The organism is Hydrogenophaga defluvii (assembly GCF_042665235.1).
Lineage (GTDB): Bacteria > Pseudomonadota > Gammaproteobacteria > Burkholderiales > Burkholderiaceae_C > Hydrogenophaga > Hydrogenophaga defluvii_A.
The window spans coordinates 68,088-93,498 of sequence record NZ_JBHTBZ010000032.1; the positions used below are offsets into that span (position 1 = coordinate 68,088).

Genomic DNA, 25,411 nt, shown 5'->3' on the forward strand with positions numbered 1-25,411 from the left:
CTCATGCTTTTGCCGCCAGGCAGATGCGGTTGCGGCCCTCGGCCTTGGCGCGGTAGAGGGCGTTGTCGGCGGCGTTGAGCAGGGCGCTGTCGTTGTCGCCGTCCTGCGGGTAGACCGCCACCCCGGCCGAAAAGCCCAAGCCGTTCAGGCGGGTGCCGCTGTGTTCCACACACAGCTCGGCGTAGGTCTGTTGCAGCAGGTGCAGGCGCGCCACCGTCTGGCTGGCGCTGGCGCCTGGCAACACCAGGCAGAACTCTTCGCCGCCGTAGCGGGCGCAAAAGTCGCCGGCGCGTGTCTGTGCCTGCAGCAGGTCGGCCACCGCTTGGAGCACGTGGTCGCCCATGGCGTGGCCGTGTTCGTCGTTGACACGTTTGAAGTGGTCCAGGTCCATCACCACCACCGCCACCTGGGCGCCCGCGCGATGGGCGCGTTTGAGTTCGCGGGGCAGGGCGTCCTGCAGATGGCGGCGGTTGTACAGGCCGGTGAGTGGGTCGCGCACCGCCTGTTCCCGCAACTGGGCCTGCAACAGCTGGATTTCCTCGATGCGGGCCGCCAGTTCCTGCCGCGCCAGTTCGGCCTCGTGGTGGCGTTGCACCGCCAGATCGCGCTCGACGGCGGTTCTTTCTCGGGCACGTTCGAGGGCGCCCGTCCAGTGCGTGAAAAAGTGGTGTCCCAGGAACAGCACCGCCAGCGTCAACACGGTGATGATCCAGTAGACGGCCAAGGTGTACTCGTTCACCAATTGCAGCAGACGCCTGGCATCGTCGGCCGAGGTCGGCGCTGGCAATGCCGACCAGGCGCCACGACCGAGGTGGAAGGACAGCCACAGAAAAATCAGCACCCCACCCACACCCAGCAGCGACGCCGCAAACAGTTGCCAGCGGGGCAGCAGCTGGTCTGCGTGGCGTGGCAGTTGCGCATCGCGCCACACCATCGCCTGCGGTCCCAGCCAGGCCAGCAGGGGCCCCACAAACACCAGTGTCTGTAGAAAACTGCCCAGCCACCAGCCTTGCCAGATGGCAAACGCGGCCTCCGGACCCACCTGCCCGGTGTACGACCAGATGAACGAGCCGGTGGCGCCAAACACCGAGGCGATGAAGGCGACGGCCACAAAAAACAGCACCGCACTGCCGGTGCGTGGGGGCACCGGCATCTGCACAGCGCGGTAGGCCACCGCCAGCACAAAATAACCCAGGGGGTTGGACAGCGCGAACACCACGGCCCACTCGGGCGCCATGCCTGCCTGCAGGGCCAACAAGAGCGTGGCGAGGTAGGCGGGGATGGCACCCCACCAAAACCCGACACACAAGACCCACAACGTGCACAGCGTCAAAGGCGGGTAGACGGTCAGGTGCAGGTTGGCGCCCCCAAAGCGCAGCGACAGGCCCGACCAGCCGAAAGCCACCGTGGCCAGCCCCAACAACACGCTGGCGGCCAGGCTGACCCACCATGCCAGCCGCAGGCCAGTGAGGGTTTGGTCCCCATGCCGGCGCCACAACAGGCTCAGCGGCAGCGGGCGGTAGCGCAGCACATGGGGGGAGGGCGGTGGCAGGGCCATGGCCAACCCATGATACGCGCGCGGCGGCTCGGCAGCCCCTGGCTGACGTCACAATCGCACCCCATGACACACCCGATTGACACCGACGTGCTGGTGGCCGGTGGCGGTATCGCCGGACTGGCGGGCGCGCTGGGCGCGGCCCGTGCGGGCCTGAACGTGCGCCTGTTCGAACAGACCGCGCGTTTGGCCGAGGTGGGGGCAGGCCTGCAGCTGGGGCCCAACGCGGTGCGGGTGCTGGCCGATTGGGGGCTGCTCGACGCCTTGCGCGAGGTCGCGGCTTTTCCAGACGCCCTGGTGGTGCGCGACGCGCCCGGCGGGGCGGCGCTGGGGCGGCTGCGTCTGGGTGAGCGGGCGCAGGCCCGTTATGGCCAGCCTTATGCCACGGTGCACCGCGCCGACTTGCATGCCTTGCTGTGGCGGGCGGTGGCGGCGCAGCCTGAGGTTGAGCTTGGTTTGGGGCGCACGGTGCTGGGCTGGCAGGCCAGTGAAGACAAGGTGGTGGCGCAATTGACGGACAACGCCACCGTCAGCGGGCGCCTGCTGCTCGGTTGCGACGGCTTGTGGAGCCGCGTGCGGGCGCCGCTGCTGGGCGACGAGCTGCCCGTTCCCACCGGCCACATCGCCTACCGGGGGCTGGTGGACCAATCGGGGTTGCCACCGGCACAGCGGCAGCGCGACGTGGTGGCCTGGCTGGGACCCAGGATGCATGCGGTGTGTTACCCGGTGCGGCGCGACGAACACCTCAACGTGGTGGTGATTGTGCAGGGTCGGCTGGACGGCGATGTCCAGAACTGGAGCCACGCCGCCGACCCCACCGAGCTGCGTGCCGCCATGGGCCGCGTGGCGCCGGCGCTCGAATCGGTGCTGCAAGCTGTGCCGCAATGGCTGCGCTGGCCGCTGTTCGAGCGCCCGGTCATCACTGGGCCGCAGGCCCACGGCGGCGGGCGCGTGGCGCTGCTGGGCGATGCCGCCCATCCCATGCGCCCCTACCTGGCACAAGGTGCGGCCATGGCGCTGGAAGACGCCTGGAGCCTGGGCCGGCTGCTCGCGGGCCAAGCCGGCGCGTTGGCCGCTCCTGCCGGCCTGTTGCGCCAATGGGCAGACCAACGTTGGTCGCGCAACGCCTGGGTGCAGGCACGTTCGCGGCGCAACGGACGCATTTTTCACCTGGTGCCCCCTTTGAGTTGGGGACGCAACCTGGCCATGGCCGTGCTGGGTGAACGGTTGCTCGACGTGCCGGCGCTCTACAGCGGGCCACCGTCGGCTTAACATCACCGCTTTCTCCCACCTGAACCCGATGCCGCCCATGACCAAACGTTTCCTGACCCGCCGCACCGCCCTCAACCTGGTGGCGGCCAGCACCCTCGCACTGGCCACTTCCGTCGCCGTGGCACAAACCGCCTGGCCCACCAAGCCGCTGCGCCTGGTGGTGGGTTTTCCGGCCGGGTCCTCGCCCGACCTCACCGCCCGCACCCTGGCCGAGCCGCTGGCGCAGGCGCTGGGCCAACCGGTGGTGGTGGACAACAAGCCCGGTGCCGGTGGCAACATCGCCGCCGACTTTGTGGCCAAAGCCGCCGACGGCCACACCTTCGGTTTGATGATCAACGGCAACATGACGATTGCCAAGTTGCTCAACCCGGCGACAACTTACGACCCCCTCAAGGACCTGGCGCCGGTGAGCCTGCTGGCCACCGCGCCCCTGGTGTTGGCCGCTTCCACCCAACTGCCTGCCGGCGCACCGGCCGTGCTGGCCGCCGTGCGTCAGGGTGGTGACAAGATCAACTACGGCACACCCGGCAACGGCACCGTGGCCCACCTGGGCATGGAGTTGCTGAAAACCAAGGCGGGCCTGGCGCCGGTGCATGTGCCCTACCCAGGCAACCCGCAGGTCATCACCGCCCTGATCGCGGGCGACCTGCAGCTTGCGCTGCTGCCGCCCGGCTTGGCCATGCCCCAGGTGCGGGCCGGCAAGCTGCAGGCGGTGGGTGTCACCTCGGCCGGGCGCAGCAGTCTGGTGCCCGATGTGCCCACGCTGGCCGATGCCGGCATCCCCGGTTTCCAGCTGGAAATCTGGAACGCGGTGGCGGGACCCGCCCACACGCCCAAGCCGGTGGTGGACAAACTCTCCACCTTGTTGGCCGAGATCGTGCGCCGCCCCGAGGTGCGTGAGAAGCTGTTCAACCAGGGCTGGCAGGTGGCCGGCACCTCGGCCGAAGGCCTGGCCAAACGCATCCAGCGCGACACGGCTGAAATGGGCGAGGTGATTCGCCGCAACAACATACGCCCGCAGTAACGGGCGCGTGCCTCAGGCGGAGACCGTGCGGCTGGGCATGATGTGGACCAGCGACAGGTCCAGCCGCAGCCGCACCGTGTCACCCACGGCGGGCAACTGGGTGTGGGGCTGCCCGGTCAACATCAGTTGCAGTGTGGTGCCGGTCGGCTGATCGGTCTGCAGGCGCAACAAGGTCACGTCGCCCAGGTGGTGTTGGGTCAGCACCTGGGCCAGCAGGCACAGCCAGCGCGGGTCGGTGGGCGGGGTGCCATCGCACAGGGCCAGGCCCTCGCCGGGGATGACCCAGGTCACATGTTGGTCGCGTTCAACCTTGCCTTTGTCGCGCACGCGCAGCTGCGGCCCGTCGCCTGCCGCCCCCAGCCACCGCATCAGGCCCCAGCCGGGGGCGTCGGCCGCACCTTCCCAGCGCCCCTCAAAACGGTTGACGATGCCCACCAGATCGGCGACCCGGGCGTTGCGCGGCGAGCGGTGGATGACCTCGGGTCGGCCTTGCTGCAGCACTTCGCCGTCGGCCATCACCACCAGCTCATCGGCCAGCAGCCGTGCTTCGGTCAGGTCGTGGGTCACCAGCACCATGGGCACGGCGATGTCCTCACGCAGTTCGGCCAGCAACGCGTAGAGCGTGCGCCGGTTCATCTGGTCCACCGCCGAAAACGGCTCGTCGAGCAAGAGCACCGCCGGGTCGCGCACCAGGGCGCGGGCCACCGCCACACGCTGCTGCTGGCCGCCGGAGAGTTGCGCCGGGCGGCGTGTGTACAGCTCGGGTGCCAGGCCCACGCGGCGCAGCATGTCGGTCGCGCGCGCCAGGCGGTCGGGGTCGTGCAGGGGCAGCGCGACGTTGTGTTGGGCGGTCATGTGGGGCATGAGCGCGTAGTCCTGAAACACCAGACCGACCCGGCGCTGCTGGGGTGGCACAAACAGGCCGGCGGCGCTGTCGCACCAGCAGGCGTCGCCCACGGTGATGCGCGCGTGTTGTGGCCGCATGAGGCCGGCGATGGCGCGCATCAGCGAGGTTTTGCCGGCGCCTGAGGGGCCAACCAGCGCCACCATTTGGCCGGGCTCGCAGTGAAAGCCGCCACGCAGGCGCATGGGCGTCTCTTGGGCGATGTGCACACGCAGTGTCACCGGGCGCCTTCCGGGGTCCGCCGCCCGGCCCACAGCGAGGCCACCACCGCGAGCGTGGAGAAGACCAGCAGGGTGAGCGACATCAGGTGCGCGCCATGCAGGTCGAAGGCCTGCACGCGGTCGTAGATGGCGATGGCGATGGTCCGTGTTTCACCGGGAATGTTGCCACCCACCATCAAGACCACACCAAACTCGCCCAGCGTGTGCACAAAGGTCAGCACCATGGCCGACATCACACCGGGCCAGGCCAGTGGCAGCTCAACCCGCCAGAAGGTGGCCCAGGCGCTCAGGCCGTTGACGGTGGCGGCTTCGATGAGCTTGTGCGGAATGGCCTCGAAGCCACGTTGCATGGGCTGCAACATGAAGGGGATGTTGAACACCACCGACGCCAGCAGCAGGCCCAGGAAGTTGAAGCTCAGCGACAGGCCCAGCGTGTCTTGCGCCCAGCGCCCCAGCGGCGAGGCCGCCCCCAGCGACACCAGCAGGTAGTAGCCCAACACGGTGGGTGGCAGCACCAGCGGCAGCATCACCAGGGCTTCCAGCCAGGGCTTGGCGGGCGAGCGGCTGCGCGCCAGCCAGCGCGCGCTCAGCAAGCCCACCGGCAGCAGCACCAGCAACGTGGCCAGGGCCAGCTGTACCGAGAGCGCGAGTGCCTGCCAATCCATGTTCAGGGCTTGGGCCGGCTGAAACCGTAGCGCGCCAGCGTGGCCTGGGCAGCGGGTGTGGCCAGGTGTTCGTAGAAGGCGCGCGCTGCGGGAGGGGCGTTTTTCAGCAGCACCATGCGCTGGGCCAGCGGTTGGTGCCAGGTGGCGGGAATCAGCGCGAAGTCGCCTTGCGCCGCCATCTGCGGCGCCAGCGCCAGCGACTGGGCAATGACGCCGCCCTGCGTGGCGCCGCTGGCCGCGAACTGGGTGGCCTGCGAGATGTTCTCGCCCAGCACCAGCCTGGGTTGCAGGGCGTTCCAAAGGCCCGCGTGCTGCAGCGCTTCGCGGGCGCGGGCGCCGTAGGGCGCGTGGTCTGGGTTGGCGATGGCGAACTTGTGCACCTCACCGGCCTTCAATGCGCGCGCCAGATCCTTGAGCTCCCCATCGGCCTTCACGGGCGAGCCTTTGGGCACAAACAGCCCGATGCGGCCGAGGGCGTACAGGCGTCCCCGGTCGGTGGTCAGGCCGGCGTCGGCGAGCTTGAACACGTAGGCTTCGTCGGCGGACAGATAGAGGTGGAAGGGCGCGCCTTGCTGGATTTGTGTGAAGAAGTTGCCCGAAGAACCAAACACCAAGCGCAGGCGCTGGCCCGTGCCCTTTTCGAACTGCGCGGCAACGTCTTCCAGCGCAAACTTGAGGTCGGACGCCGCCGCAACGGTGATGGTCGTTGGCTGTGCATTTGCAACCCCACTGACACATGCGCCCAGCAGGGTCAACAGCGTGCGGCGGGTCAGCAGGTGGATGGCCATGTCGCGTGTGGGTTCGAAGTACGATATCTGTCGCGAAGTATATCGGGTTATCTCCGAACAAAGATATCGCTTGCCATGAGCCACCCGCCTGCCCACACCACGCCAGCGCTGGACCCCACCACCCAGGTGCGGGTGCGCTTGCGCGTGCAAAGCGGTGCAGACATCCAACTCGGGCCCGGGCGGATCGACGTGTTGCAGGGGGTGGCCGAAACCGGGTCGATCGCTGAGGCAGGGCGGCGCCTGGGCATGAGCTACCAGCGCGTGTGGTCGCTGGTTCAGGCCATGAACGCCGCGTTTGAGGCGCCGCTGGTGGTCAAGCAGCGGGGGGGCTCGGCCGGCGGTGGCGCGGCGCTCACCCCCACTGGACAGACCGTGCTGGCGGCGTACCGTGCCGCAGATGCGGCGGCCTTGCAGGCCGCTCAGCCGCACTTGGGTGGGGTACTGGGTCTGTTGCGAAAGCCGTGAACGCCCGGCCGCCGTGGGAACCTGGGCGGCAGGAACCGCGACATGAACCGGGACCGGCTCCCAAGCTCCCTAAAATCGGTCCATGTTTGTCCACCTTCGCCTTCACACCGAATTTTCCGTCGTTGACGGCACCGTGCGCATCGACGAGGCGGTGGCCGCCGCCGCTGCCGATGGCCAGCCCGCGCTGGCCATCACCGACCTGAACAACCTGTTTGGTGGCATCAAGTTCTACAAGGGCGCACGGGGCGCCGGCCTCAAGCCGGTGTTGGGGGTGGAGGTGATGCTGCAAGGCCTGGGTGCCGATGCTGCCGTGGCCCCCGGCGCCGGCCCGAATGCCCAGCCCATGCCCCGGGTGCTGCTGCTGGCGCAGAACCGCGAGGGCTACCTCAACCTGTGCGAAATCCTGGCGCGCGCCTGGACGCGCAACGTGGTGCGCGACATGGCGCTGGTCAAATGGGAGTGGCTGCAAGAACTGGGCGCGGGCCTCATCCTGCTGTCGGGTGCCCATGCCGGCCCGGTGGGCCAGGCCTTGCTGGGCGGTGACAGCGCCCGCGCTGCCGATCTTGCGTTGCAGATGGCGGGCGTATTTACCCACCGCTTCTACTTGGAAATTCAGCGCGCGGGCCGCCCCGATGACGAGCGCCTGGTGCAGGCCACCGTGCCCCTGGCCGCGCGCCTGGGCCTGCCGGTGGTGGCCACCCACCCGGTGCAGTTCATGGCGCCCGAAGACTACGAGGCGCACGAGGCCCGGGTCTGCATCTCCGAAGGCGAGATTCTGGGCAACCAGCGCCGCGTGCGCAAATTCACCCGCGACCAGCACTTCAAGAGCGCGGCCGAGATGGTGGCCTTGTTTGCCGACGTGCCGAGCGCTGTGGCCAACACGCTGGAGATTGCGCGCCGCTGCAGCCTGACCCTGGTGCTGGGCAAACCGCAACTGCCCAACTTCCCCATCCCGCCGGTCAATGGGCAGATCCTGTCCACCGAGGATTACTTCCGTCATGTGTCGTTTGAGGGCCTGGAGGAACGGCTGCGCCACCTCTACCCCGACGAGGCGCGCCGCGACAAGGAACGGCCACGTTACGTAGAGCGCCTGGAGTTCGAACTGAACACCATCCTCAAGATGGGTTTCCCCGGCTACTTCCTCATCGTGGGCGACTTCATCCAGTGGGCCAAGAACAACGGCTGCCCGGTGGGGCCGGGCCGGGGTTCTGGCGCGGGTTCGCTGGTGGCCTATGCCCTCAAGATCACCGACATGGACCCGCTGGAATACAAGCTGCTGTTCGAGCGCTTCCTCAACCCCGAGCGGGTGTCCATGCCCGACTTCGACATCGACTTCTGCCAATCCAACCGCGATCGGGTGATCGACTACGTGAAGGACAAGTACGGCAAGGAGGCGGTGAGCCAGATCGCCACCTTCGGCACCATGGCCGCGCGCGCGGCCATCCGCGACGTGGGCCGCGTGATGGACTTTCCTTATGGCTTTTGCGACAGCATCTCCAAGCTGATCCCCAACAAGCCGGGCAAGCCGGTCACGCTGCAGTACCCGCCGCCCGACCTCAAAGGCGATGACATGGAAAAGTACGCCATCGCCGCCGAGCCCCTGCTGGCCGAGCGCATCGAGCAAGAGGAAGACGTCAAGGCCCTGGTCGAGATGGCACAAAAGCTCGAAGGCATGACCCGCAACGTGGGCATGCACGCGGGGGGCGTGCTGATCGCGCCGGGCAAGCTCACCGACTTCTGCCCGCTCTACCAACAGCCGGGCAGCGAATCGGCCGTGAGCCAGTACGACAAAGACGACGTGGAGGCCGTGGGCCTAGTGAAGTTCGACTTCCTGGGTCTGGCGACGTTGACCATCCTGGAGATTGCCAAGGAATTCATCGTCCAGCGGCACAAGAGCCAGGCCAACTTCGCCTTCGAGAACATCCCGCTCGACGACAAGCCCACCTACCGGCTGTTCTCGGAAGGCAAGACCGAAGCCGTGTTCCAGTTTGAAAGCCGCGGCATGCAGGGCATGCTGCGCGACGCCAAACCCAGCCGGCTGGAGGACCTGATCGCCCTGAACGCGCTGTACCGACCGGGCCCCATGGACCTGATCCCCAGCTTCGTGAACCGCAAACACGGCAAGGAGCCGGTGGAATACCCGCACCCGGCCGTGGCCGACATGCTCAGCGAGACCTACGGCATCATGGTCTACCAGGAGCAGGTGATGCAGACGGCGCAGATCCTGGGCGGCTACTCGCTGGGTGGCGCCGACTTGCTGCGCCGCGCGATGGGCAAGAAAAAGGCCGAGGAAATGGCCGAGCACCGCGAGAAGTTCCGCGCGGGCGCGCTGGCCACCCACGGCATCCCGCAGGACAAGGCCGACGAGGTCTTCGACCTGATGGAGAAGTTCGCGGGCTACGGCTTCAACAAGTCGCACGCCGCCGCTTACTCACTGCTGGCCTACCACACCGGTTGGCTCAAGGTGCATTTCACGGCCGAGTTCTTCTGCGCCAACATGACCGTGGAAATGGACAACACCGACAAGCTCAAGGTGTTGTTCGAAGACGCGCAGAAAAACTTCGGCCTCAGCTTCGAGCCGCCCGATGTGAACCGGGGCAACTACCGCTTTGAGCCGGTGAGCGACAAGGTCATCCGCTACGGCCTGGGCGCTGTCAAGGGCACCGGCCAGCAGGCGATTGAGGCCATCGTGGCCGCGCGCGAGGGGCGGGGTTCGGGCGAGTTCGGCGACCGCACCGGGCCCTTCACCAGCCTGTTCGACTTCTGCGTTCGCATCGACAAACAGCGGGTCAACAAACGCACGGTCGAGGCGCTGATCAAGGCCGGTGCGTTTGACGCCATCGAACTCAACCGCGCGGCCTTGCTGGCGTCGGTCGAGCGCGCTTTCGACTTTGCCTCCGCCCAGGCGGCCAACGCCAACCAGGGCGGCCTCTTCGACATGATGGATGCAGGCCCGGGCGCCAGCACCGAGGAGCCTGGCCTGGTGGAGGTGCTGCCCTGGGGGGTGAAGGAGCGTCTGACGTTCGAAAAAACCGCCATCGGCTTCTACCTCTCGGGGCACCTGTTCGACGAGGTCGAACGCGAGGTGCGGCGTTTTGCGCGCACGCCGCTGGCCGATCTGGTGGATTCGCGTGACCAGCAGTTGCTGGCCGGCATTGTCAACGACCTGCGGGTCATCAACGGCCAGCGTGGCAAGCTGGCCTTGTTCAAGCTCGATGACAAGACCGGCACGGTCGAAGCCTCGGCCGATGAGAACCTCATCAACGCCCACAAGCACCTGCTCAAGGACGACGAACTCATCATCGTCATGGCCCAGGCCCAACACGACCGTTTTTCGGGCGGCCTGCGCCTGAAGATCACCCAGGTGTGGGACTTGCCCACCGCCCGCTGCCGATTTGGCAAGTACCTGCGTGTGGCGGTCAACGGCAGCAACCCGCCGATTGCCGAACTGGTCAAGACCTTTGCGCCCGTGCGCGAGATGACCGAACAAGGCGAACTGGTGCGGGGCCTGCCGGTGCGCATCGCGCTGGAGCGCCACGGTGCGCGTTGCGAAATCCAGCTCGACGAGCGGGCGCTGTTCTACCCCAGCGACGCGGCTTTGGCCAGCTGGACGGCCCAGGCGCATCAGCAAAAAGCCGAAATCGTCTTCGACTGAACGGCGACACGTTGACCCTTAAACCGGGTTAACCTCGCACCTGATTCAAAACAAGTGCTCTGGCGCGGGTGTCTGATCCCCCGCCGCATCAGGAGTGGGGGAGGGAGGATGAAAGCCATCACCGCGGGATTGAGCCGCCTGGACGGCGCCTGGGCCGACGCCTGGGGCCAGGACCGCGTGCTGCGCCTGGCCACGGATGCACCGTGGCCCGAGCTGCGTGCCATGCATTTGCGCAGCCAGCACCAGACCGTGCCTTTTGTGCTGTTCGTCAACCTGACGTTTGCCATTTTGGCGGCTGGCATCTTCACCAACGCGGCCGGCTGGACCTTCATGTGGGCCTGGATTTCGGCACAGGTGGTGTGGACGCTGTACGTCTGGGCCGCGTGGCGGCCCCGCCAGCGACGGCCCTACGTCCTGGCCACCCCCTGGGCCTTGACCCGTGTGCTGCTGGGGGCGGCGGTGGTGTCGGTGTTGTGGTCCATCGCCATCTGGGTGTGGTTCAGCCATGCCGATCCCGACGGTCGCCATTTCATGGTGGCCATCGTGGTGGGCAACCTGTGTGTAGGCACCTTGGCGATGTCGTCCATCGCCTCTGGGGTGTTGGCGTATGTGCTGCCACAGGTGTTGGCCACCGCCGTGTCGCTGGTGGTTTACCCACGCAGCTATGTCGAGCTTGAACTGATTGCGCTGGTGCTGCTCGCGCTGGTGTTGTGCTGGTTCGGGTCTTACATCTCGCGGGTGCTGACCGCCAACCACATGTCCAAGCGCCGGCTCAAGGCCAACCTCGAAGAGCTGGAATTGGCGCGAGACCACCTGCTCAACAGCGAAAAGCTGGCGTCGCTCGGCTCTTTGGTGGCCGGCGTGTCGCACGAGGTCAGCACACCTTTGGGGGTGGCCGTCACGGCCTGTTCTGCGGTGGCCGACACCTTGCATGGCATGCAGCGCGACTACGACGACCGCACCCTGAGCCAGGACGTGTTCGAGCAGACCATGACGCAGGCCATGGCTGGCGTGGGCATGCTGCAGAACAACCTCGACCGTGCGGCGCAGCTCATTTCCAGCTTCAAGCACACGGTGGTGAGCCAGGTGGACGACAGCCTGAGCGATTTCGAGGTGATGGAGACGGTGCGGACCTTGTTGGTGAGCCTGCAGCCGGTGTTGCGGCGGGTGCCGGTGGTGCCGACCCTCATGGGGCCTGCGCAGCTCAAGGTGCGCTCCTACCCCAGCGCGCTGATGCAGGTGCTGACCAACCTGATGATGAACAGCGCGCTGCACGCCTTCGAAGGCGTGGTGTCACCCGAAATCAACATTGAGGTGACCGATGAAAAAGACCAGTGGACCCTGACCTACCACGACAACGGTGTGGGCGTGGCCCTCGATGTGCAACAGCGCATCTTTGAGCCCTTTTTCACCACCCGACGTGGCCGCGGCGGCACCGGGCTGGGCCTGAACATCGTCTACACCCTGGTGACGCAGCGGCTGGGGGGGCGGCTGGAATTCTGGTCCGACCCGGCCGCCGGTTTGCGTTTTCGGCTTGATCTGCCGAAACTGGCGCCGCCTGCGGCCACCGTGGCTGCACAGGACGAAACATGACCGGCGAACGCTCGGCTTGGATGTCCCGTCTGCAAGCGCGCCTGCGGTCCGATCTCGACTGGCTGACGCGCGAGGACGAGACCGCCGCGCGGCTGCGCGCCCGCCACCTGAACTACGTCAACCGCCTCACGCCCTTGCTGGTTGGGGTGAGCATGGCCAACGCCTCCTTGTTGGTCTACGTGATGCAATTCAGCGCGGGCGCGCTGCCGGTGCTGTGCTGGGTGTTGTTTTACGTCGCCTGGGCGGTGCTGGCAATGCGTGGCTGGTGGAAGCGGCACCGCCACGAGGCGCAGACGGCCTCGCCGCGTGCTGTCTGCCGTGTCACCCAGGGCGCCATGGCCATAGCCTTGTTGTGGGGCGTGGCGGCCTTGATGTGGTTCCCGATCGGCAACAGCGAACAACGCTTCTTGGTGGGCATGGTGGTGCTGGGTTGCCTCAATGGGGGGGTGTTGGCGTTGGCAACAGTGCCTACTGCTGCATGGGCCTACCTCTGCGTGCTGACACTGTGCTGCATGGCGGCGGCGCTGATGGCGCGTTTGGAATTCATCGGCATCGAACTCACCCTGCTGCTGACATACAGTGGGGCACAAGCGTGGATGGCCCTGGTGATCGCCCGCGTTTTTTCTGCCCGTGTGCGCTCTGAAACCATGGCACGCGAGCGCCAAGCCGACCTGGAGGTGGCGCGCGACCAGCTCATCAGCAGTGAAAAAATGGCGGCGCTGGGCGCCCTGGTGGCCGGTGTGGCACATGAGGTCAACACGCCCTTGGGCATTTCGATCACCGCGGCGTCGGCGGTGCGAGAAGGCCTGGTCGGCATGCGCGAGGACTACCAGGCGCAGCGCATGACCCGTGAAAGCTTCGAGCAGGCGCTGGACCAGGCCATGGAGGGCCTGGACATGCTGGACACCAACCTGATGCGGGCCTCGCGCCTGATCAAGGATTTCAAACAGACGGCGGTGCATCAGACCAGCGAGCGCCTGTGCGACTTTGATGTGATGGAAACCTTGCGTGCCTTGTTGGCCAGTCTGCACCCGGTGACGCGCCGGGTGCCGGTGCGCCCCATGTTGGGTGGGCCACGCAAACTGCCTGCCCGAGGCTACCCCGGCGCGCTCATGCAGGTGTTGACCAACCTCATCATGAACAGCGTCAACCACGCGTTCCGCGAGGTGGCTTCACCCGCCATCGTGATCGACGTGCGCGAAGGCGAGCACGAATGGGAGCTGGTGTACAGCGACAACGGCGTGGGCGTGCCACACGAGTACCAGGCACGCATCTTCGAGCCCTTTTTCACCACCCGCCGAGGCCGTGGTGGCACCGGCCTGGGGCTGAACATCGTGTACACCGTGGTGACGCAACGCATGGGCGGGCAACTGACGTTCTGGTCGCGGCCGGGCCAAGGGGTGCGCCTGCACCTGCGTTTGCCTCGGCGCCTCACGTCCGAGCGGCCCGACTCCCAGCCCCAGACACAGAGCCACCCGGGCACGACCACGGGGCTTTGAGCGACCAGCGGCTCAGTCTTGGGGGCGGAAGCCCAGCACGATGGGCGAGGGCACCTTGCCGTTTTCGTCGCGTGGCAGGGTGGCCGTGCGCTCCACGGCACGCAACACCGCGTCATCCCAGGCTTTGTTGCCGCTGGACTGGGTGAGTCGGCTGCTGACAATGGTGCCGTCGGGAAGCAATTTGATTTCCACCTCGGCGCGTGGGTTGCCGTTGACCACATCGGTGAAGACGATGTTGGGTTTGATGCGTGCGACCACGCGACCGCCGTAGCTGGCCGACGGACCACTAGACTGTTGGGCCGTGCCCTTGGCGTTGGCATTGCCGGTGGCACCGGCCTGGCCCATCATGCGCTCCAGGTTCTTCTGCCTGTCGGCGGCGAGTTGGGCGTCGCGGCGTTTTTCCTCAGCGGCTTTGGCTGCGTCTTCGCGCTTCTTGCGTTCGGCGTCCAGCTTGGCTTGCTCGCGCTTTTTCTGCTCGGCCAGTTCCTGCTTCTTTTGGTCGGCCTTCTTTTTCTCTTCGAGCTTCTTGGTTTCTTCGCGCTTGAGCGCGTCCGCTTTCTTCTTGTCCTCAGCTTGTTTGAGGGCCTCAGCCTTGCGTTTTTCCTCGGCCTTTTTCTTGGCTTCCAGCGCAATCTCCGCCCGGTCTGGCGCCGGCGCAGGGGGCGGGGGGGCCGGGCGCGGCGGTTCGGGCGCGGGCTTGACGGGTTTGGGCTCTGGTGCGGGCGGCGGTGGCGGTGCGGGCGTGGGTTCCACCAGCCGTGGCGCGGCTTCTTGTGGCAGGCGTGACCACAGTTCGGCCTCCACCGCCACCTCGGTCGCGTCCGGCGTCCAGCTCACGCCCCAGGTGAGCGCGGCCACCAGCAAGCCATGGGCGATCAGGGCCAAGGTGAGCGGCCCGCTCCAGCGGGTGTCCCCTGGTGGGCTGAGGTCGATCTGGTCGGCGGTGGCGTTCATGTGGTGCGTGTGTGTCAGCGGCTGGTTTGCACCGACAGGCCCACGCGCTCGATGCCAGCCCGTTGCAAGCGGTCCATCACCTCGACCACACTTTCGTACTTCACATTCTTGTCGGCACTGATGACCACCGGCGCGGACTTGCCGTCTGCGCCGGCCGCGCCTTGAAGTTGGCGCACGCGCTCCACCAGGCGTTCCTTGGTGGTGTCTTGGGCGCTGGCGTTGGACATGCCGTCTTTCACCTGCAGCTTGGCGTCCTTGTCGATCAGCACCTGCACAAACTTGTCCGGCGAGCGGTCCGCCTTGCCCACGCTGGGCAGGTTGATCATGCTCGGCGTGATCAGCGGCGCCGTGACCATGAAGATGATCAGCAGCACCAGCATCACGTCGATGAAGGGCACCATGTTGATTTCGTTGATGGTGCGGCGGCCCCGGCCGCGTGAGGACACGGCAGGCATTTCAGTGGCCGGACGCGGTGCCCGCGCCCAGGTTGCGGTGCAGGATGTTGGAGAACTCTTCGATGAAGGTTTCCAGCCGGTTGGCCACGCGGTCGATGTCGTGGGCGAAGCGGTTGTAAGCCACCACGGCGGGGATGGCGGCGAACAGGCCGATGGCGGTGGCCACCAGGGCTTCGGCAATGCCGGGTGCCACGGTGGCCAGGGTCACCTGCGTGAGCGAGGCCAAGCCGGTGAAGGCGTGCATGATGCCCCACACCGTGCCGAACAGGCCCACATAGGGCGACACCGACCCGACCGAGGCGAGGAAGGCGAGGTTGACTTCCATCGCGTCGAGTTCGCGCTGGTAGCTGGCGCGCATGGCGCGGCGCGCTCCATCGAGCAGGGCGCCGCTGTCGCCGATGCGGCGTTCACGCAGCTTGAGGTATTCGCGCATGCCACTGGCAAAAATGCGCTCCATGGGGCTGCCCTGGCGCGCGTTCTGGGTGGCGCCGGCATACAGGTCGTTGAGGCTGCTGCCCGACCAGAAGTCGCGCTCGAAATCCTCGGTCAGCGCCTTGACCCGTTTGAGTGCAAACAGCTTGCGGAAGATGGCCGCCCAGCTGATGACGGACAGCGTCAGCAGCAGCAGCACCACGGCCTGCACCACCCAACTGGCGTTGAGCAGCAGGGAAACAATCGAAAAGTCGTGTGTCATGCGTTGTGTAGCTTGTCGATCAGGGTGACGGGAATGCGCATCGGCTTCATGGCACTGGCATCGACCCAGCCGATGCGGATCTGGCCTTCGCACAGGCGCTGCGCATCCGGGCCTTCACCCAGCCACGCCACCTGCTCTAGTGTCATGGAGGCGCGGCCAAGTTCCGTAAGCCGGGTGGTTACAAGAAGCAAATCATCGAGGCGCGACGGGCGGTGGTGGCGGGTCTGCGTGTCGGTGACAACAAACATGCCGCCTGTGGCCTCGCGCAGGGCCTGCTGCTGCAGACCCAGGCTGCGCAGCCACTCGGTGCGAGCGCGCTCAAAAAACTTGAGGTAGTTGGCGTAGAAGACGATGCCACCGGCGTCGGTGTCTTCCCAATACACCCGCACGGGCCAATTGAACACCTCCGGCTTTGTCACAGCACCTGCTCCAGGCGGCGCACGGCTTCCTGCAGCTGGGCCATGGAATTGGCGGTGGAAAAACGCACGTAGCGCTGCGGTTCGGCACTGCCGAAGTCGCGTCCCGGGGTGACGGCCAGGTGGGCGCGCTTCATCAGCTCGAAGGCAAAGTCCCAGCTGCCTGATTCGGGTGCAATGCCCCATTTCTGGCAGGCCGCGCTGCAGTCGGCGTAGGCGTAAAAGGCGCCGTCCGGCATCACCGGCACATTCAAACCCAGGCGGTTGAGTGCCGGGATGAAAAAGTCGCGCCGGGCCTTGAACTCGTGGCGGCGGCGCTCGTATTCGGCCAGGCTCTCGGGCTCGAAGCAGGCCAGCGCGGCGTGTTGCGACACGGTGCTGGCGCAGATAAACAGGTTTTGTGCGATGCGCTCCACCGCGTCCACCAGCGATGGTGGCACCACCAGCCAGCCCAGGCGCCAGCCGGTCATGTTGAAGTACTTGGAGAAGCTGTTGATGCTGATGACTTCGTCGCCCAGCCCATCAGGCAGGCCCAGGGCGCTGTGGCCATACTCATCGTCGTAGCTCAGGCCCAGGTAGATCTCGTCGATCAGCGTCACACCGCCACGCTCGCGCACGCTGCGGGCGATGGCCTCCAGCTCGGTGCGGGCAATCGACGTGCCCGTGGGGTTGGACGGCGAGGCCAGCAGCACGCCGCAGGTGTCCAGGCCCCAGGCCGCTTCCACCTGCTCGCGGCTGAGCTGGAAGCGGGTGTCGGGCCCACTGGGCAATAGCACCGCCGTGCCGCCGGCCGCCTGCACGAACTGGCGGTTGCAGGGGTAGCTGGGGTCGGGCATGAGGATCTCGTCCTCGGGGTCGATCAGGGCCAGGCAGGCCAGCTGCAGCGCGGCGGACGCACCCGCGGTGACCACAATGCGGGCGGGATCGATGTTGAGTCCGAAACGTTGCGCGTACCAGCCGCTGATGCGCTCGCGCAAGGCGGGCAGGCCGGTGGCCTGAGTGTACTGCGTGCGGCCGTCGCGGATGGCTTTTTCAGCCGCCTCGCGCACCAGCGGGGGCGCGGTGAAGTCGGGCTCGCCGATGTTGAGGTAGATCATGGGCCGGTCGGTGTGCGCCGCCTGTGCGGCCACTTGGGCGGCGGCCTTGGCCACCTCCATCACATAGAAAGGTTCGATGCGCTGGGCGCGATCAGATAACTTCATTCCGTGTCATTCGGCTGTTTTGGCACGGCTGCCGCGCCCGCTGCTGGGCGAGGCGGCCACTTCCTGGGCACGCAAACCCTTGGCCAACGGGTGCAACACGCCGTTGACGTACTTGTGGCCGTCGGTGCCCCCAAAGGACTTGGCCAGCTCGATGCACTCGTTGACCACCACGCGCCAGGGCACGTCCAGACAGTGCTGCAGCTCGTAGGCACCAATCCACAGCACGCCGCGCTCGATGGGCGAGATTTCGGCCAGCGGGCGGTCCAGGTGGGGGGTGATGGCGGCGTCCAGCGCGGCCGATTGTTCGATGCAGCCGTGCAGCAGGGCGTCGTAGTGCGCACTGTCGGCCTTGTGGAAGCCGCTCAGGTCGCGGGTGAACACGTCGATGTCGCTGGCGTCATTGCGGCCCACGAGGTGCTGGTAAAGGGCTTGCAGCGCGAACTCGCGGGCACGGGTGCGGGCGGATTTGTCGGCCGCCTTGCGGGGTGGGGTGTTCTCAGTGCTCATGTTCAACCAATCTGCTTGAGCAACAAGGCCATTTCGACAGCGACCTTGGCTGCATCCGCACCTTTTTCGGTCTGACGTGCCACGGCCTGTTCCTGGTTCTCGGTGGTGAGGATGGCGTTGGCGATGGGCAGCTGGTAGTCCAGACCCACGCGGGTGACGGCCGCGCCCGATTCGTTGGCCACCAGCTCGAAGTGGTAGGTTTCGCCACGGATGATGCAGCCCAGTGCGATGAGGGCATCGAACTCGTCGCGTTCGGCCAGGGCCTGCAGTGCGGTGGCCACTTCCAGTGCGCCCGGTACGGTCACGTGGTGGATGCGCTTTTCCTGCACGCCCAGGGCCAGCAATTCTTTGTGGCACGCGTCCCACAGGGCGTTGGTGATGCCTTCGTTGAAGCGGGCCTGCACCACGCCGATGTGCAGGTTTTTGCCGTCCAGCGGCCCGGTGCTGCCTTTGTCTGCGCCAAACATGTTCTGATTTTCCTTAAACGCCGGTGGCGCTGTCTTTGCTGAGGTAGCCGGTGATTTCCAGGCCGTAGCCGGTCATGCTGGGCATGCGGCGCGGGTTGCCCATGAGGCGCATTTTTTGCACACCACATTCGCGCAAGATCTGTGCGCCCACGCCGTAGGTGCGCAGGTCCATGCGGCCACGTTCAGGCGCTTGCGCCGAGCGGGCCGTGCCCTCGAACTGCGCCAGCAGTTGTTCGGCTGTTTCGCCACAGTTCAGCAGCACCGCCACACCCTGGCCCTGCGCCGCGATGTGGCGCAGGCTGTTTTCCAGCGACCAGGAGTGCATGCCACGGCCCACCTCCAGCGCGTCCAGCACCGACAGCGGCTCGTGCACCCGCACGTCCACCGAGGTGCTGGCCTCCCACCGACCCTTGACCAGGGCCAGGTGCAGCGCACCACTGGGTTCGTCGCGGAAGGCGTGGGCGGTGAATTCGCCGAAAGCGGTGTTGAGCGGGCGGCTGCCCACTTTTTGCACCAGGCTCTCGACGCGGCTGCGGTGTTCGATCAGGTCGGCAATCGTGCCGATCTTGAGGCCGTGTTCGGCCGCGAACAGCTGCAGGTCGGGCAGGCGTGCCATGGTGCCGTCGTCCTTCATGATCTCGCAGATCACGGCGGCGGGCGTGCAGCCGGCCATGGCGGCGAGGTCGCAGCCGGCTTCAGTGTGGCCAGCGCGCATGAGCACGCCGCCCTCCACCGCCTGCAGCGGGAAGATGTGGCCCGGCTGCACCAGGTCGGCTGCCTGGGCGTTGGGGGCCACCGCCACCTGCACGGTGCGGGCGCGGTCTGCGGCCGAAATGCCGGTGGTCACGCCCTCGGCCGCCTCGATGGAGACGGTGAAAGCGGTGCCCATCTTGGTGCCGTTGCGCGGCACCATGGGCGGCAGGTTCAGGCGTTCGCAGCGGTCCTTGGTCAGCGTCAGGCAGATCAGGCCACGACCAAAGCGGGCCATGAAGTTGATGGCCTCGGGCGTGACGTGGTCGGCCGCCAGCACCAGATCGCCTTCGTTTTCGCGGTCTTCCTCGTCCACGAGGATGACGATGCGCCCGGCGCGCATGTCGGCAACGATGTCTTCGACCGGGGAGATGGGGACGGGTGTGCTCATGGGTTGTGCTTCAGCATGCGCTCGACGTAGCGGGCGATGAGGTCGATTTCGAGGTTGACACGCGAACCCGCCCGCAGGCTGCCCAGGGCGGTGTTCTCGACGGTGTGAGGAATCAGGTTGATGTGGCACTCGCAGCCGGCGTCGCTGTCGGCCACGCGGTTGACGGTCAGGCTGACGCCGTTGACGGTGATGGAGCCCTTGTAGGCCAGGTACTTGCCCAGCGCGGGCGGGGCCATCACGCGGAGGTCCCAGCTTTCGCCCACTTGCTCGAAGCGCGTGACGTGGCCGATGCCGTCCACATGGCCGCTGACGATGTGCCCGCCCAGTCGGTCGTGGGCGCGCAGGGCTTTTTCGAGGTTGACGGGGCCTTCGCTGTCCAAGCCGCTGGTTTTGTCCAGCGATTCGGCCGAGATGTCGATGGTGAATTCGCCCTTCTCGGCGGAGAAGGTGGTGACGGTCATGCAGGCGCCGTTGAGGGCAATGCTGTCGCCCAGTCCGACGTCGTCCAGGTAGCCTGGCGGCGCCTGGAGGGTCAGGCGCTTGCCATGGGATGAAGAACTGCCGAGCGGCTGGACAGCGGTGATGCGCCCCACGCCTGTGATGATGCCGGTAAACATCCGGCTATTGTCGCAGGGATTCGGGTTTGCCCTGGGCTTGGGGGTTCAGAAGGCGTCGCGTCCCGGCGGGCGGGCGCGCAGGCGCAGGTCGGGTCCGATGCGCTGGACGTCCAGGAACGCGAATCCGGGCGCCTGGTGGAGGGCCTCGAACGGCCCCAGGGCCGCCAGGCCCGCGCCTTCGCCCAACAGCTTCGGTGCCAGGTAGAGCAGCAGCTCGTCCACCAGGCCCTCGCGCAGGAAGGAACCGTTGAGCTTGTGGCCCGCTTCGACGTGCAGCTCATTGATCTCGCGGGCAGCCAGGTCGCGCAGCATGGCGGCCAGATCGACCTTGCCGTGGGGGCCTGGGCAGTCGATGACGGTAGCGCCCGCCGCCTGCAGTTCGGTGCGGCGCGCGGCGCTGGTGGCGGGGTCGGCGGCGGTGTAGACCCACACGGTGCCCGGCGGCTGCAGGATGCGGGCCTTGGCAGGCGTTTGCAGTCGGGCGTCCACGATCACCCGCACGGGTTGGCGCTCGGTGGGCACCAGGCGCACGTCCAGGCGCGGGTCGTCTTCCAGCACCGTGCCGATGCCGGTGAGCAGGGCGCCGGCCCGCTTGCGCCAGGCGTGGCCGTCGGCGCGGGCCTCGGGCGAGGTGATCCACTGGCTCACGCCGTTGGGCAGGGCGGTGCGCCCGTCGAGCGAACCGGCCACCTTGAGCCGCACCCAAGGCAGGCCACGCACCATGCGCGAGAGGAAGCCGATGTTGAGTTCGCGCGCCTCGATGGCGGCGGGGTGGTCGGCGGGCAGCACCTCGACCTGCATGCCGGCCGCCCGCATGCGCGCCAGGCCTTGCCCGGCCACGCGGGGGTTGGGGTCGCCCAGGGCCACCACCACCCGTGCCAGACCGGCCTCGATGAGGGCGTCGCAGCAGGGCGGGGTGCGGCCATGGTGGGCGCAGGGCTCCAGCGTGACGTAGGCGGTGGCGCCCCGCACGGACCGCCCTGCGGCGGTGGCGGCACGCAGGGCCATGATTTCGGCATGGGGCCCGCCCGCTTGCTGGGTATGACCCTGGGCGATCACCTCGCCCGAGGGCGAGGTGATGACGCAGGCGACCCGTGGGTTGGGCTCGGACAGGCCGACCGAGGGGGTGGCGTCCGCCAGGGGGAAAAACAGGTGCGAGGGCGGTGTGGGCATGGTGGTGGCGCAGGGATCAGGGGCAGTCCCGGGCCGCGTGGGCCTGGCCGGCCCGGCAATCCTGGTGCACCGCCCAGCGGAAGGTGCTGGGATTATCGGGCGGGCACAACGCATCGCCCACGGCCCGGTGCAGGCGGTAGTTCTGCTGGGCCAGCGAGCGCGACACCGGGCCGTAGCCGTCGGGCCCTTGCACGTTGCGTTCGGGCTCGTCGGCACCACCCGTGGCGGCGTATTCGTAGCGGCAGACCAGCAAGGTGTCGTTGGTGGGCAGGCCGCGCCAACGTGGTTTGCCTTGCCACTGGGTCTGTCCCGCCTGCAGAGGCAGCAGGCAGACGTAGTGCTGGGCAGCATCTGAATCGCCTGCGCCGGTGGGTTGCAGAAGCAGCAGGCAGGTGGGGTGCCCTGCCACGCCGCTGAGGCCCGACACATCCATGCCCGTTGGCCACGGCAGATCGGGGGTGGAGCGGCTCAGGTGGCCGCTGAGCAGCAGCGCGTGGATGGCGTGGCAAAGGTTCAGGTCTGAGCCGCTGGCACCGGTGCCACACATTTCAATCACCAGGCCGGTCGTGTTGTCGAAGGCCAGGCGCCAGCGGTTTTCGATGTCCAGCCGGCTGCGGCCTGGGCCGTCGTGTCGGGCCGTGGGTGGGATGGTGGCGTGGCGTTGCTGCGGCGCACGCCAGGGAGGGGCGGTCGTTGCTGGTCGCAGGCCGGCCTGTGCGCTGTGCAGCGGCTGCGTGGCCTGCAGTGCGGAATGCAGGCGCAATTGCTGGTCTGTGCCATCGCGATCGCTCCAGTGCAATTCGACGGTGACGGGACGCAGGGCGTCGGCCACGTCACCTTGCACCGTCCAACGGCGCGTGTAGCGGGTGTTGAAATGGTCCGAGGCGATGGACTCACTGCCACTGGTCAGTGGGTTACGTTGGGGTTCCTGAGCGGTCAGACCGAGGTTCGCGGTGGGCAGATGGCTCTGGTGGCGCAGTGATTCCATGCCGGCTTGGGCCAACAGGGTTGCCTCGCCGCGCTGGCGGGACAGGTCGGTGTGGCGGCTCAGGTTGGACTGAAGGCCACTCATGGCCAGCAGCCCGGCACCCACCAGCAGGAGCGCGATCAGCACCTCGATCAGCGTGAAGCCGGCAGCGGTGCGGGGCCAGGGTCGCTGCAGCCGAGCGTGGAGGCCACGAGCGGTGTTCATGGCGCATCCCTCCAGCTGCCGGGCACGCGTTCGTACGTGCGTGTGCTTTCGCGCAGGCGGTTGAGCGTGTCGGCGTCGTGGGCCACCTCGCTTTGCCCGCCTTGGCGGTGTTGGTGGCAACTGACCGTTGCGCCCCGGATGTGTGCGGCGCCACCGTCGCTGGCGTTGATGAAGGTGTCGTGTGCGAAGAGCACACCGTACACGTTGGGCGCGTTGTCGATGGTGAGCCGGCCGGGCGTGACCAAGGCCACGGGCGCATCGGGGCTGCCGATGGCCTCACCGCTGGAAAGGAGCGCCCCCGCAGGCAGGTAGAAGGCCCGCCAGCCCAGTGCGTGAGCTTGGCGGATGGTGGCGCTGCAGTCGTTGTCGGTGGGGCAAGACAGGTGGCGGGTCAGCGGCGAGCGGGCGTAATCGGCCAGGCTTTGCTGGAACAGGTGCGCGAACAAGGCTTCATCGTTGCAGGGGGCGCCTGCGGCGGTTGCGAGTGTTTGGTCGTTTTCGACGCTGGCAAGCGCTGGGGGCGCGCCCGGCAGGCCCAGCACTTGTGTGCTTGGGGCGCGGGTCAGCGTTGTCGCGGTGTGGGCCGCGAGCCCCAGGCCGACGATCTGGTCGTTGCGCAGCCTGGCCTGCTCCAACAGGCGACACTCGCCAGCGCAGGTGAGGGCGGCCGTGGGCAGTGACGGCAGCAGCGGCACCGGCCGCAGCGCGACGGACAGCCACGCACGCGCGTCCGTGTCCAGTTGGTTCGAGGCGGTATGGTCGCAGGGGGCGGTGTCTGGGGCGCAGCCCAGTGCCTGGGCGCGCACGGTGCCCGTGCCTGTTTCTGGCGCCAGGCGCACCACAAAACGCGCGGCTGTGTCGTCGGCCCAGGTATGGTTGTTGTTTGGGCAGGCGCAGTCGAGCGAGCCACCGGGCAGGCGGCAGCCTGCACTCGCCGCGGGCACCGTGCTGGTGGGCAGGTGGCTCGCGCGGAAGTCGGTGCCTGCGGCGACCAGCGTGGCGGGTTCGCATTGCGCGTCAAGGTGGCCGGGGTGGTTGAGTCGGTCCTGCATCCAGCTCAGTCCTGCCTCCGCAGACTCGACGGCGACCGCAGCTCGCCATTGGTTGGAAGCACTTTGGTGCGCCAGCAAAAGGTGGCGGTTCAGATAGAGGACAACCACCAGCGCGATCAGCAGCAGCATGGCGATCACCCCCAGCACACCTGCGCCGCGTTGGGGGCGGCGGGTGGTCAAGTGCCTGGGCATGTGCCGCTCCATTGGTCGTTGCGCACGTGGACGGTGGTGCGAACCTCGCGTTGCAGTGATGGGTCGGTGGTGGCTTGGGCCCGCAGGACGATGTCGTAGCGCCGGATGGCCAGCGTGGGGCAGGTGTTCGGCGTGTCCGGCGACCCACACGCTTGTGGACAAAGGGCCGCGAGCGACACGTGGGTGTCGGTGGGCGTGATCGCCAATTGGGTGATGCGCACGACGGCGGGATCGGTCAGCTCCTGTTGGCCCGAGCCGCCGAGTGCCAGTGTCAGCTTGTGGTCTGTTTGGGCAAACGCTGCGCTCAGCGGATCGCTGCCGGGCAGGTCGAAGCTGTAGCGGACGCGGCGAAAGAGGCCGTCCAGCGAGGCGTCGTCCAGCTCGATGGCGCCGTGTGGGTTGGTGTTGGCATCCGAGGTGGTGGACGCCTCCCAGTGGCCGGCCCGGCGCAGGTCGCGCGCCAAGAGGTCGGCGGCAGCGCGCAAATCATGTCCCAGCCTGGCTTCCAGCAGCAACCGCCGGCTGGTCTGGAGTTCGGTCAGAAACAGGGCGAGAGCACCGCCGGCCACCACCAACCCCAGCGCCATGCCCACCAGCAACTCCACCAGGGTCAGGCCCGTTTGCCAGCGCTGCGGCCGGTGCCGTGTGCGGTGTGCTTCAGCTTGGCCAGCAGTGTGAGGTGGTGTCTTCGCCACGGTGGTCGTGCGCGGTGCGCAGCTGTTGTTGGCCGTGCTGGCCGAGCTGCAGCAGGACGCAGCGGGTGTCGGCGCGTTGAGTGCCGGTGGCACGGGCGATGGCCATGAAGTGGCTGTGGCTGTGGGATTCATGGGTCTCAAGCTCGATCTGGTAGTAGCGTCCCGGGCCGCTGGTGGCTTCAAGCCCCAGGTCGGCAAGTGAGCCGGCATAGCGGGTGTGTGTGGCTCGCCAGCGGTCCTGGGCTTGTGCCACGGCCGATAGGGCACTGAAGGCCTCGCTGCGGCGGGCGCGCAGCACGTGGTCTCGGTACGAGGGGTAGGCCAGGGTTCCGAGGATGCCGACCACAGCCAGGGTGATCAGCATCTCCACCAGTGTGAAGCCGCGCCCCATGTCGGGCCGGCTCATGTGGTGCAGGCAGGCCAGCCCGGCAGACTGCCCTGTGGGCTGCAGCTGCGGGTGCGGCCCAGCCGGTTGGCCACTTCGTGGAGGGTTTGGCCGTTGGGGCCGCTGAACACGATGACCGGGGTGGGCGTGACCGTCCCGTGCAATGGGCCCAGACGGAAGGTTTGGCTCACGCTTTTGGGTTGCATCGCGATGTGCCGCTCGGCCGGAAGGTGTTCGCTGACCAACAGGCGCGCAGGTGCCTCGCATTGGGCTGCTGCCGCGGTGCATCCACAGGCGGTTTCAGGGCCGGTGAAGACGATGTAGCAGCTGCCGCTGGCATCGCTGGCAAACCGGATGGAAACCGTTTGCCCCGAACGCATCGCGTGGCTGCGCGCCCACTGGAAGTGCTGGCGGTAGGTTTCGGCGGCGCTTTCGAGCCGCTTTTGCAGCAAGTGTGTTTGCCAGGTCGGCAGGGCGATGAACGCCAACAAACACAGCAGGAAAACGGTGATCAGGGTTTCGATCAAGGTGACACCACGTGTGTGGTGCCGACCCCGTGTCCAGATGCCGGCATGGGGCACCTGGCCGCACTTTTTCAGGCCTTGTTGTTCCATGTGTCCTCCCCTCG

At 67.2% G+C, this 25,411-nt stretch carries 25 protein-coding genes; 6 read left to right on the forward strand and 19 right to left on the reverse strand.

Annotated features, from left to right (window positions below; all coding sequences use genetic code 11):
- Window position 1: 1 nt before the first annotated feature.
- Entirely contained in the window at window positions 2–1,558 is a 1,557-nt protein-coding gene (locus ACFQU0_RS12085; protein WP_382201065.1) for a diguanylate cyclase, read from the reverse strand.
- 75 nt (window positions 1,559–1,633) lie between these two features.
- Here ACFQU0_RS12085 and ACFQU0_RS12090 point away from each other — a divergent pair, with 75 nt between their 5' ends.
- Together ACFQU0_RS12090 and ACFQU0_RS12095 are read left to right on the forward strand one after the other, a co-directional pair.
- Window positions 1,634–2,827, forward strand: a complete 1,194-nt coding sequence (locus ACFQU0_RS12090) for an FAD-dependent monooxygenase (RefSeq protein ID WP_382201160.1) — start codon at window positions 1,634–1,636, stop codon at window positions 2,825–2,827.
- A gap of 37 nt (window positions 2,828–2,864) precedes the next feature.
- Window positions 2,865–3,851 carry a Bug family tripartite tricarboxylate transporter substrate binding protein gene (locus ACFQU0_RS12095; protein WP_382201067.1) on the forward strand — a complete coding sequence of 329 codons (987 nt, stop codon included), beginning with the start codon at window positions 2,865–2,867 and terminating at the stop codon, window positions 3,849–3,851.
- 12 nt (window positions 3,852–3,863) lie between these two features.
- On the opposite strand, the gene ACFQU0_RS12100 is transcribed toward ACFQU0_RS12095, so the two are convergent.
- From ACFQU0_RS12100 to modA, 3 genes are read right to left on the reverse strand one after another with little or no spacing between them, the layout of a single operon-like run.
- Window positions 3,864–4,976, reverse strand: coding sequence for an ABC transporter ATP-binding protein (locus ACFQU0_RS12100; RefSeq protein WP_382201069.1), 1,113 nt, complete (start codon window positions 4,974–4,976; stop codon window positions 3,864–3,866).
- Window positions 4,973–5,641, reverse strand: a complete 669-nt coding sequence (modB, locus tag ACFQU0_RS12105) for a molybdate ABC transporter permease subunit (RefSeq protein WP_382201071.1) — start codon at window positions 5,639–5,641, stop codon at window positions 4,973–4,975. Before modB ends, ACFQU0_RS12100 begins: the two co-directional genes overlap by 4 nt.
- 2 nt (window positions 5,642–5,643) lie before the next feature.
- Window positions 5,644–6,429 (reverse strand): molybdate ABC transporter substrate-binding protein, encoded by a 786-nt coding sequence (gene modA / locus ACFQU0_RS12110; protein WP_382201072.1) that lies wholly within the window; start codon window positions 6,427–6,429, stop codon window positions 5,644–5,646.
- A 75-nt stretch (window positions 6,430–6,504) separates the two neighbouring features.
- On the opposite strand from modA, the gene ACFQU0_RS12115 reads away from it, so the two are divergent.
- The 4 genes from ACFQU0_RS12115 (at window position 6,505) to ACFQU0_RS12130 (ending at window position 13,641) form a co-directional block, all read left to right on the forward strand.
- Entirely contained in the window at window positions 6,505–6,894 is a 390-nt protein-coding gene (locus tag ACFQU0_RS12115) for a winged helix-turn-helix domain-containing protein (protein ID WP_382201074.1), read from the forward strand.
- 82 nt (window positions 6,895–6,976) lie between these two features.
- On the forward strand, window positions 6,977–10,549 hold the full coding sequence (gene dnaE / locus ACFQU0_RS12120; RefSeq protein ID WP_382201076.1) for a DNA polymerase III subunit alpha: 3,573 nt from the start codon (window positions 6,977–6,979) through the stop codon (window positions 10,547–10,549).
- 108 nt (window positions 10,550–10,657) lie between these two features.
- On the forward strand, window positions 10,658–12,142 hold the full coding sequence (locus ACFQU0_RS12125) for a sensor histidine kinase (RefSeq protein ID WP_382201077.1): 1,485 nt from the start codon (window positions 10,658–10,660) through the stop codon (window positions 12,140–12,142).
- On the forward strand, window positions 12,139–13,641 hold the full coding sequence (locus ACFQU0_RS12130; RefSeq protein WP_382201079.1) for a sensor histidine kinase: 1,503 nt from the start codon (window positions 12,139–12,141) through the stop codon (window positions 13,639–13,641). Before ACFQU0_RS12125 ends, ACFQU0_RS12130 begins: the two co-directional genes overlap by 4 nt.
- Before the next feature lie 12 nt (window positions 13,642–13,653).
- Here ACFQU0_RS12130 and tolA read toward each other — a convergent pair whose 3' ends face one another.
- From tolA to ACFQU0_RS12205, 15 genes are read right to left on the reverse strand one after another with little or no spacing between them, the layout of a single operon-like run.
- A complete protein-coding gene (gene tolA / locus ACFQU0_RS12135) occupies window positions 13,654–14,595 on the reverse strand; it encodes a cell envelope integrity protein TolA (RefSeq protein ID WP_382201081.1) in 942 nt (313 codons plus the stop codon).
- A 14-nt stretch (window positions 14,596–14,609) separates the two neighbouring features.
- Window positions 14,610–15,050: an ExbD/TolR family protein gene (locus ACFQU0_RS12140; RefSeq protein ID WP_382201082.1), complete on the reverse strand. Its 441-nt coding sequence runs from the start codon at window positions 15,048–15,050 to the stop codon at window positions 14,610–14,612.
- A gap of 1 nt (window position 15,051) precedes the next feature.
- Window positions 15,052–15,744: a protein TolQ gene (gene tolQ / locus ACFQU0_RS12145; RefSeq protein ID WP_382201084.1), complete on the reverse strand. Its 693-nt coding sequence runs from the start codon at window positions 15,742–15,744 to the stop codon at window positions 15,052–15,054.
- A complete protein-coding gene (gene ybgC / locus ACFQU0_RS12150; protein ID WP_382201086.1) occupies window positions 15,741–16,163 on the reverse strand; it encodes a tol-pal system-associated acyl-CoA thioesterase in 423 nt (140 codons plus the stop codon). The genes tolQ and ybgC overlap by 4 nt, the downstream gene beginning before the upstream one ends.
- Window positions 16,160–17,362 (reverse strand): pyridoxal phosphate-dependent aminotransferase, encoded by a 1,203-nt coding sequence (locus tag ACFQU0_RS12155; RefSeq protein ID WP_382201088.1) that lies wholly within the window; start codon window positions 17,360–17,362, stop codon window positions 16,160–16,162. The genes ybgC and ACFQU0_RS12155 overlap by 4 nt, the downstream gene beginning before the upstream one ends.
- Window positions 17,363–17,368: 6 nt before the next feature.
- A complete protein-coding gene (nusB, locus tag ACFQU0_RS12160) occupies window positions 17,369–17,869 on the reverse strand; it encodes a transcription antitermination factor NusB (RefSeq protein ID WP_382201090.1) in 501 nt (166 codons plus the stop codon).
- Window positions 17,870–17,871: 2 nt separating this feature from the next.
- Window positions 17,872–18,336, reverse strand: coding sequence for a 6,7-dimethyl-8-ribityllumazine synthase (gene ribH / locus ACFQU0_RS12165; protein WP_382201092.1), 465 nt, complete (start codon window positions 18,334–18,336; stop codon window positions 17,872–17,874).
- Window positions 18,337–18,349: 13 nt separating this feature from the next.
- Window positions 18,350–19,477, reverse strand: a complete 1,128-nt coding sequence (ribBA, locus tag ACFQU0_RS12170) for a bifunctional 3,4-dihydroxy-2-butanone-4-phosphate synthase/GTP cyclohydrolase II (RefSeq protein ID WP_382201094.1) — start codon at window positions 19,475–19,477, stop codon at window positions 18,350–18,352.
- Window positions 19,474–20,094 carry a riboflavin synthase gene (locus ACFQU0_RS12175; RefSeq protein ID WP_382201096.1) on the reverse strand — a complete coding sequence of 207 codons (621 nt, stop codon included), beginning with the start codon at window positions 20,092–20,094 and terminating at the stop codon, window positions 19,474–19,476. The genes ribBA and ACFQU0_RS12175 overlap by 4 nt, the downstream gene beginning before the upstream one ends.
- A 45-nt stretch (window positions 20,095–20,139) precedes the next feature.
- Window positions 20,140–21,267 carry a bifunctional diaminohydroxyphosphoribosylaminopyrimidine deaminase/5-amino-6-(5-phosphoribosylamino)uracil reductase RibD gene (gene ribD / locus ACFQU0_RS12180; protein ID WP_382201098.1) on the reverse strand — a complete coding sequence of 376 codons (1,128 nt, stop codon included), beginning with the start codon at window positions 21,265–21,267 and terminating at the stop codon, window positions 20,140–20,142.
- Window positions 21,268–21,283: 16 nt separating this feature from the next.
- Window positions 21,284–22,459 (reverse strand): type IV pilus modification PilV family protein, encoded by a 1,176-nt coding sequence (locus ACFQU0_RS12185; RefSeq protein WP_382201100.1) that lies wholly within the window; start codon window positions 22,457–22,459, stop codon window positions 21,284–21,286.
- The gene (locus tag ACFQU0_RS12190) at window positions 22,456–23,703 is read right to left on the reverse strand and encodes a hypothetical protein (protein ID WP_382201102.1); all 1,248 of its coding nucleotides are present in this window, start codon (window positions 23,701–23,703) and stop codon (window positions 22,456–22,458) included. Before ACFQU0_RS12190 ends, ACFQU0_RS12185 begins: the two co-directional genes overlap by 4 nt.
- On the reverse strand, window positions 23,688–24,398 hold the full coding sequence (locus ACFQU0_RS12195) for a PilW family protein (RefSeq protein WP_382201104.1): 711 nt from the start codon (window positions 24,396–24,398) through the stop codon (window positions 23,688–23,690). The genes ACFQU0_RS12190 and ACFQU0_RS12195 overlap by 16 nt, the downstream gene beginning before the upstream one ends.
- Window positions 24,361–24,804 carry a type IV pilin protein gene (locus ACFQU0_RS12200; protein WP_382201106.1) on the reverse strand — a complete coding sequence of 148 codons (444 nt, stop codon included), beginning with the start codon at window positions 24,802–24,804 and terminating at the stop codon, window positions 24,361–24,363. Before ACFQU0_RS12200 ends, ACFQU0_RS12195 begins: the two co-directional genes overlap by 38 nt.
- The gene (locus ACFQU0_RS12205) at window positions 24,801–25,397 is read right to left on the reverse strand and encodes a pilus assembly FimT family protein (RefSeq protein WP_382201108.1); all 597 of its coding nucleotides are present in this window, start codon (window positions 25,395–25,397) and stop codon (window positions 24,801–24,803) included. The genes ACFQU0_RS12200 and ACFQU0_RS12205 overlap by 4 nt, the downstream gene beginning before the upstream one ends.
- Window positions 25,398–25,411: the final 14 nt, after the last annotated feature.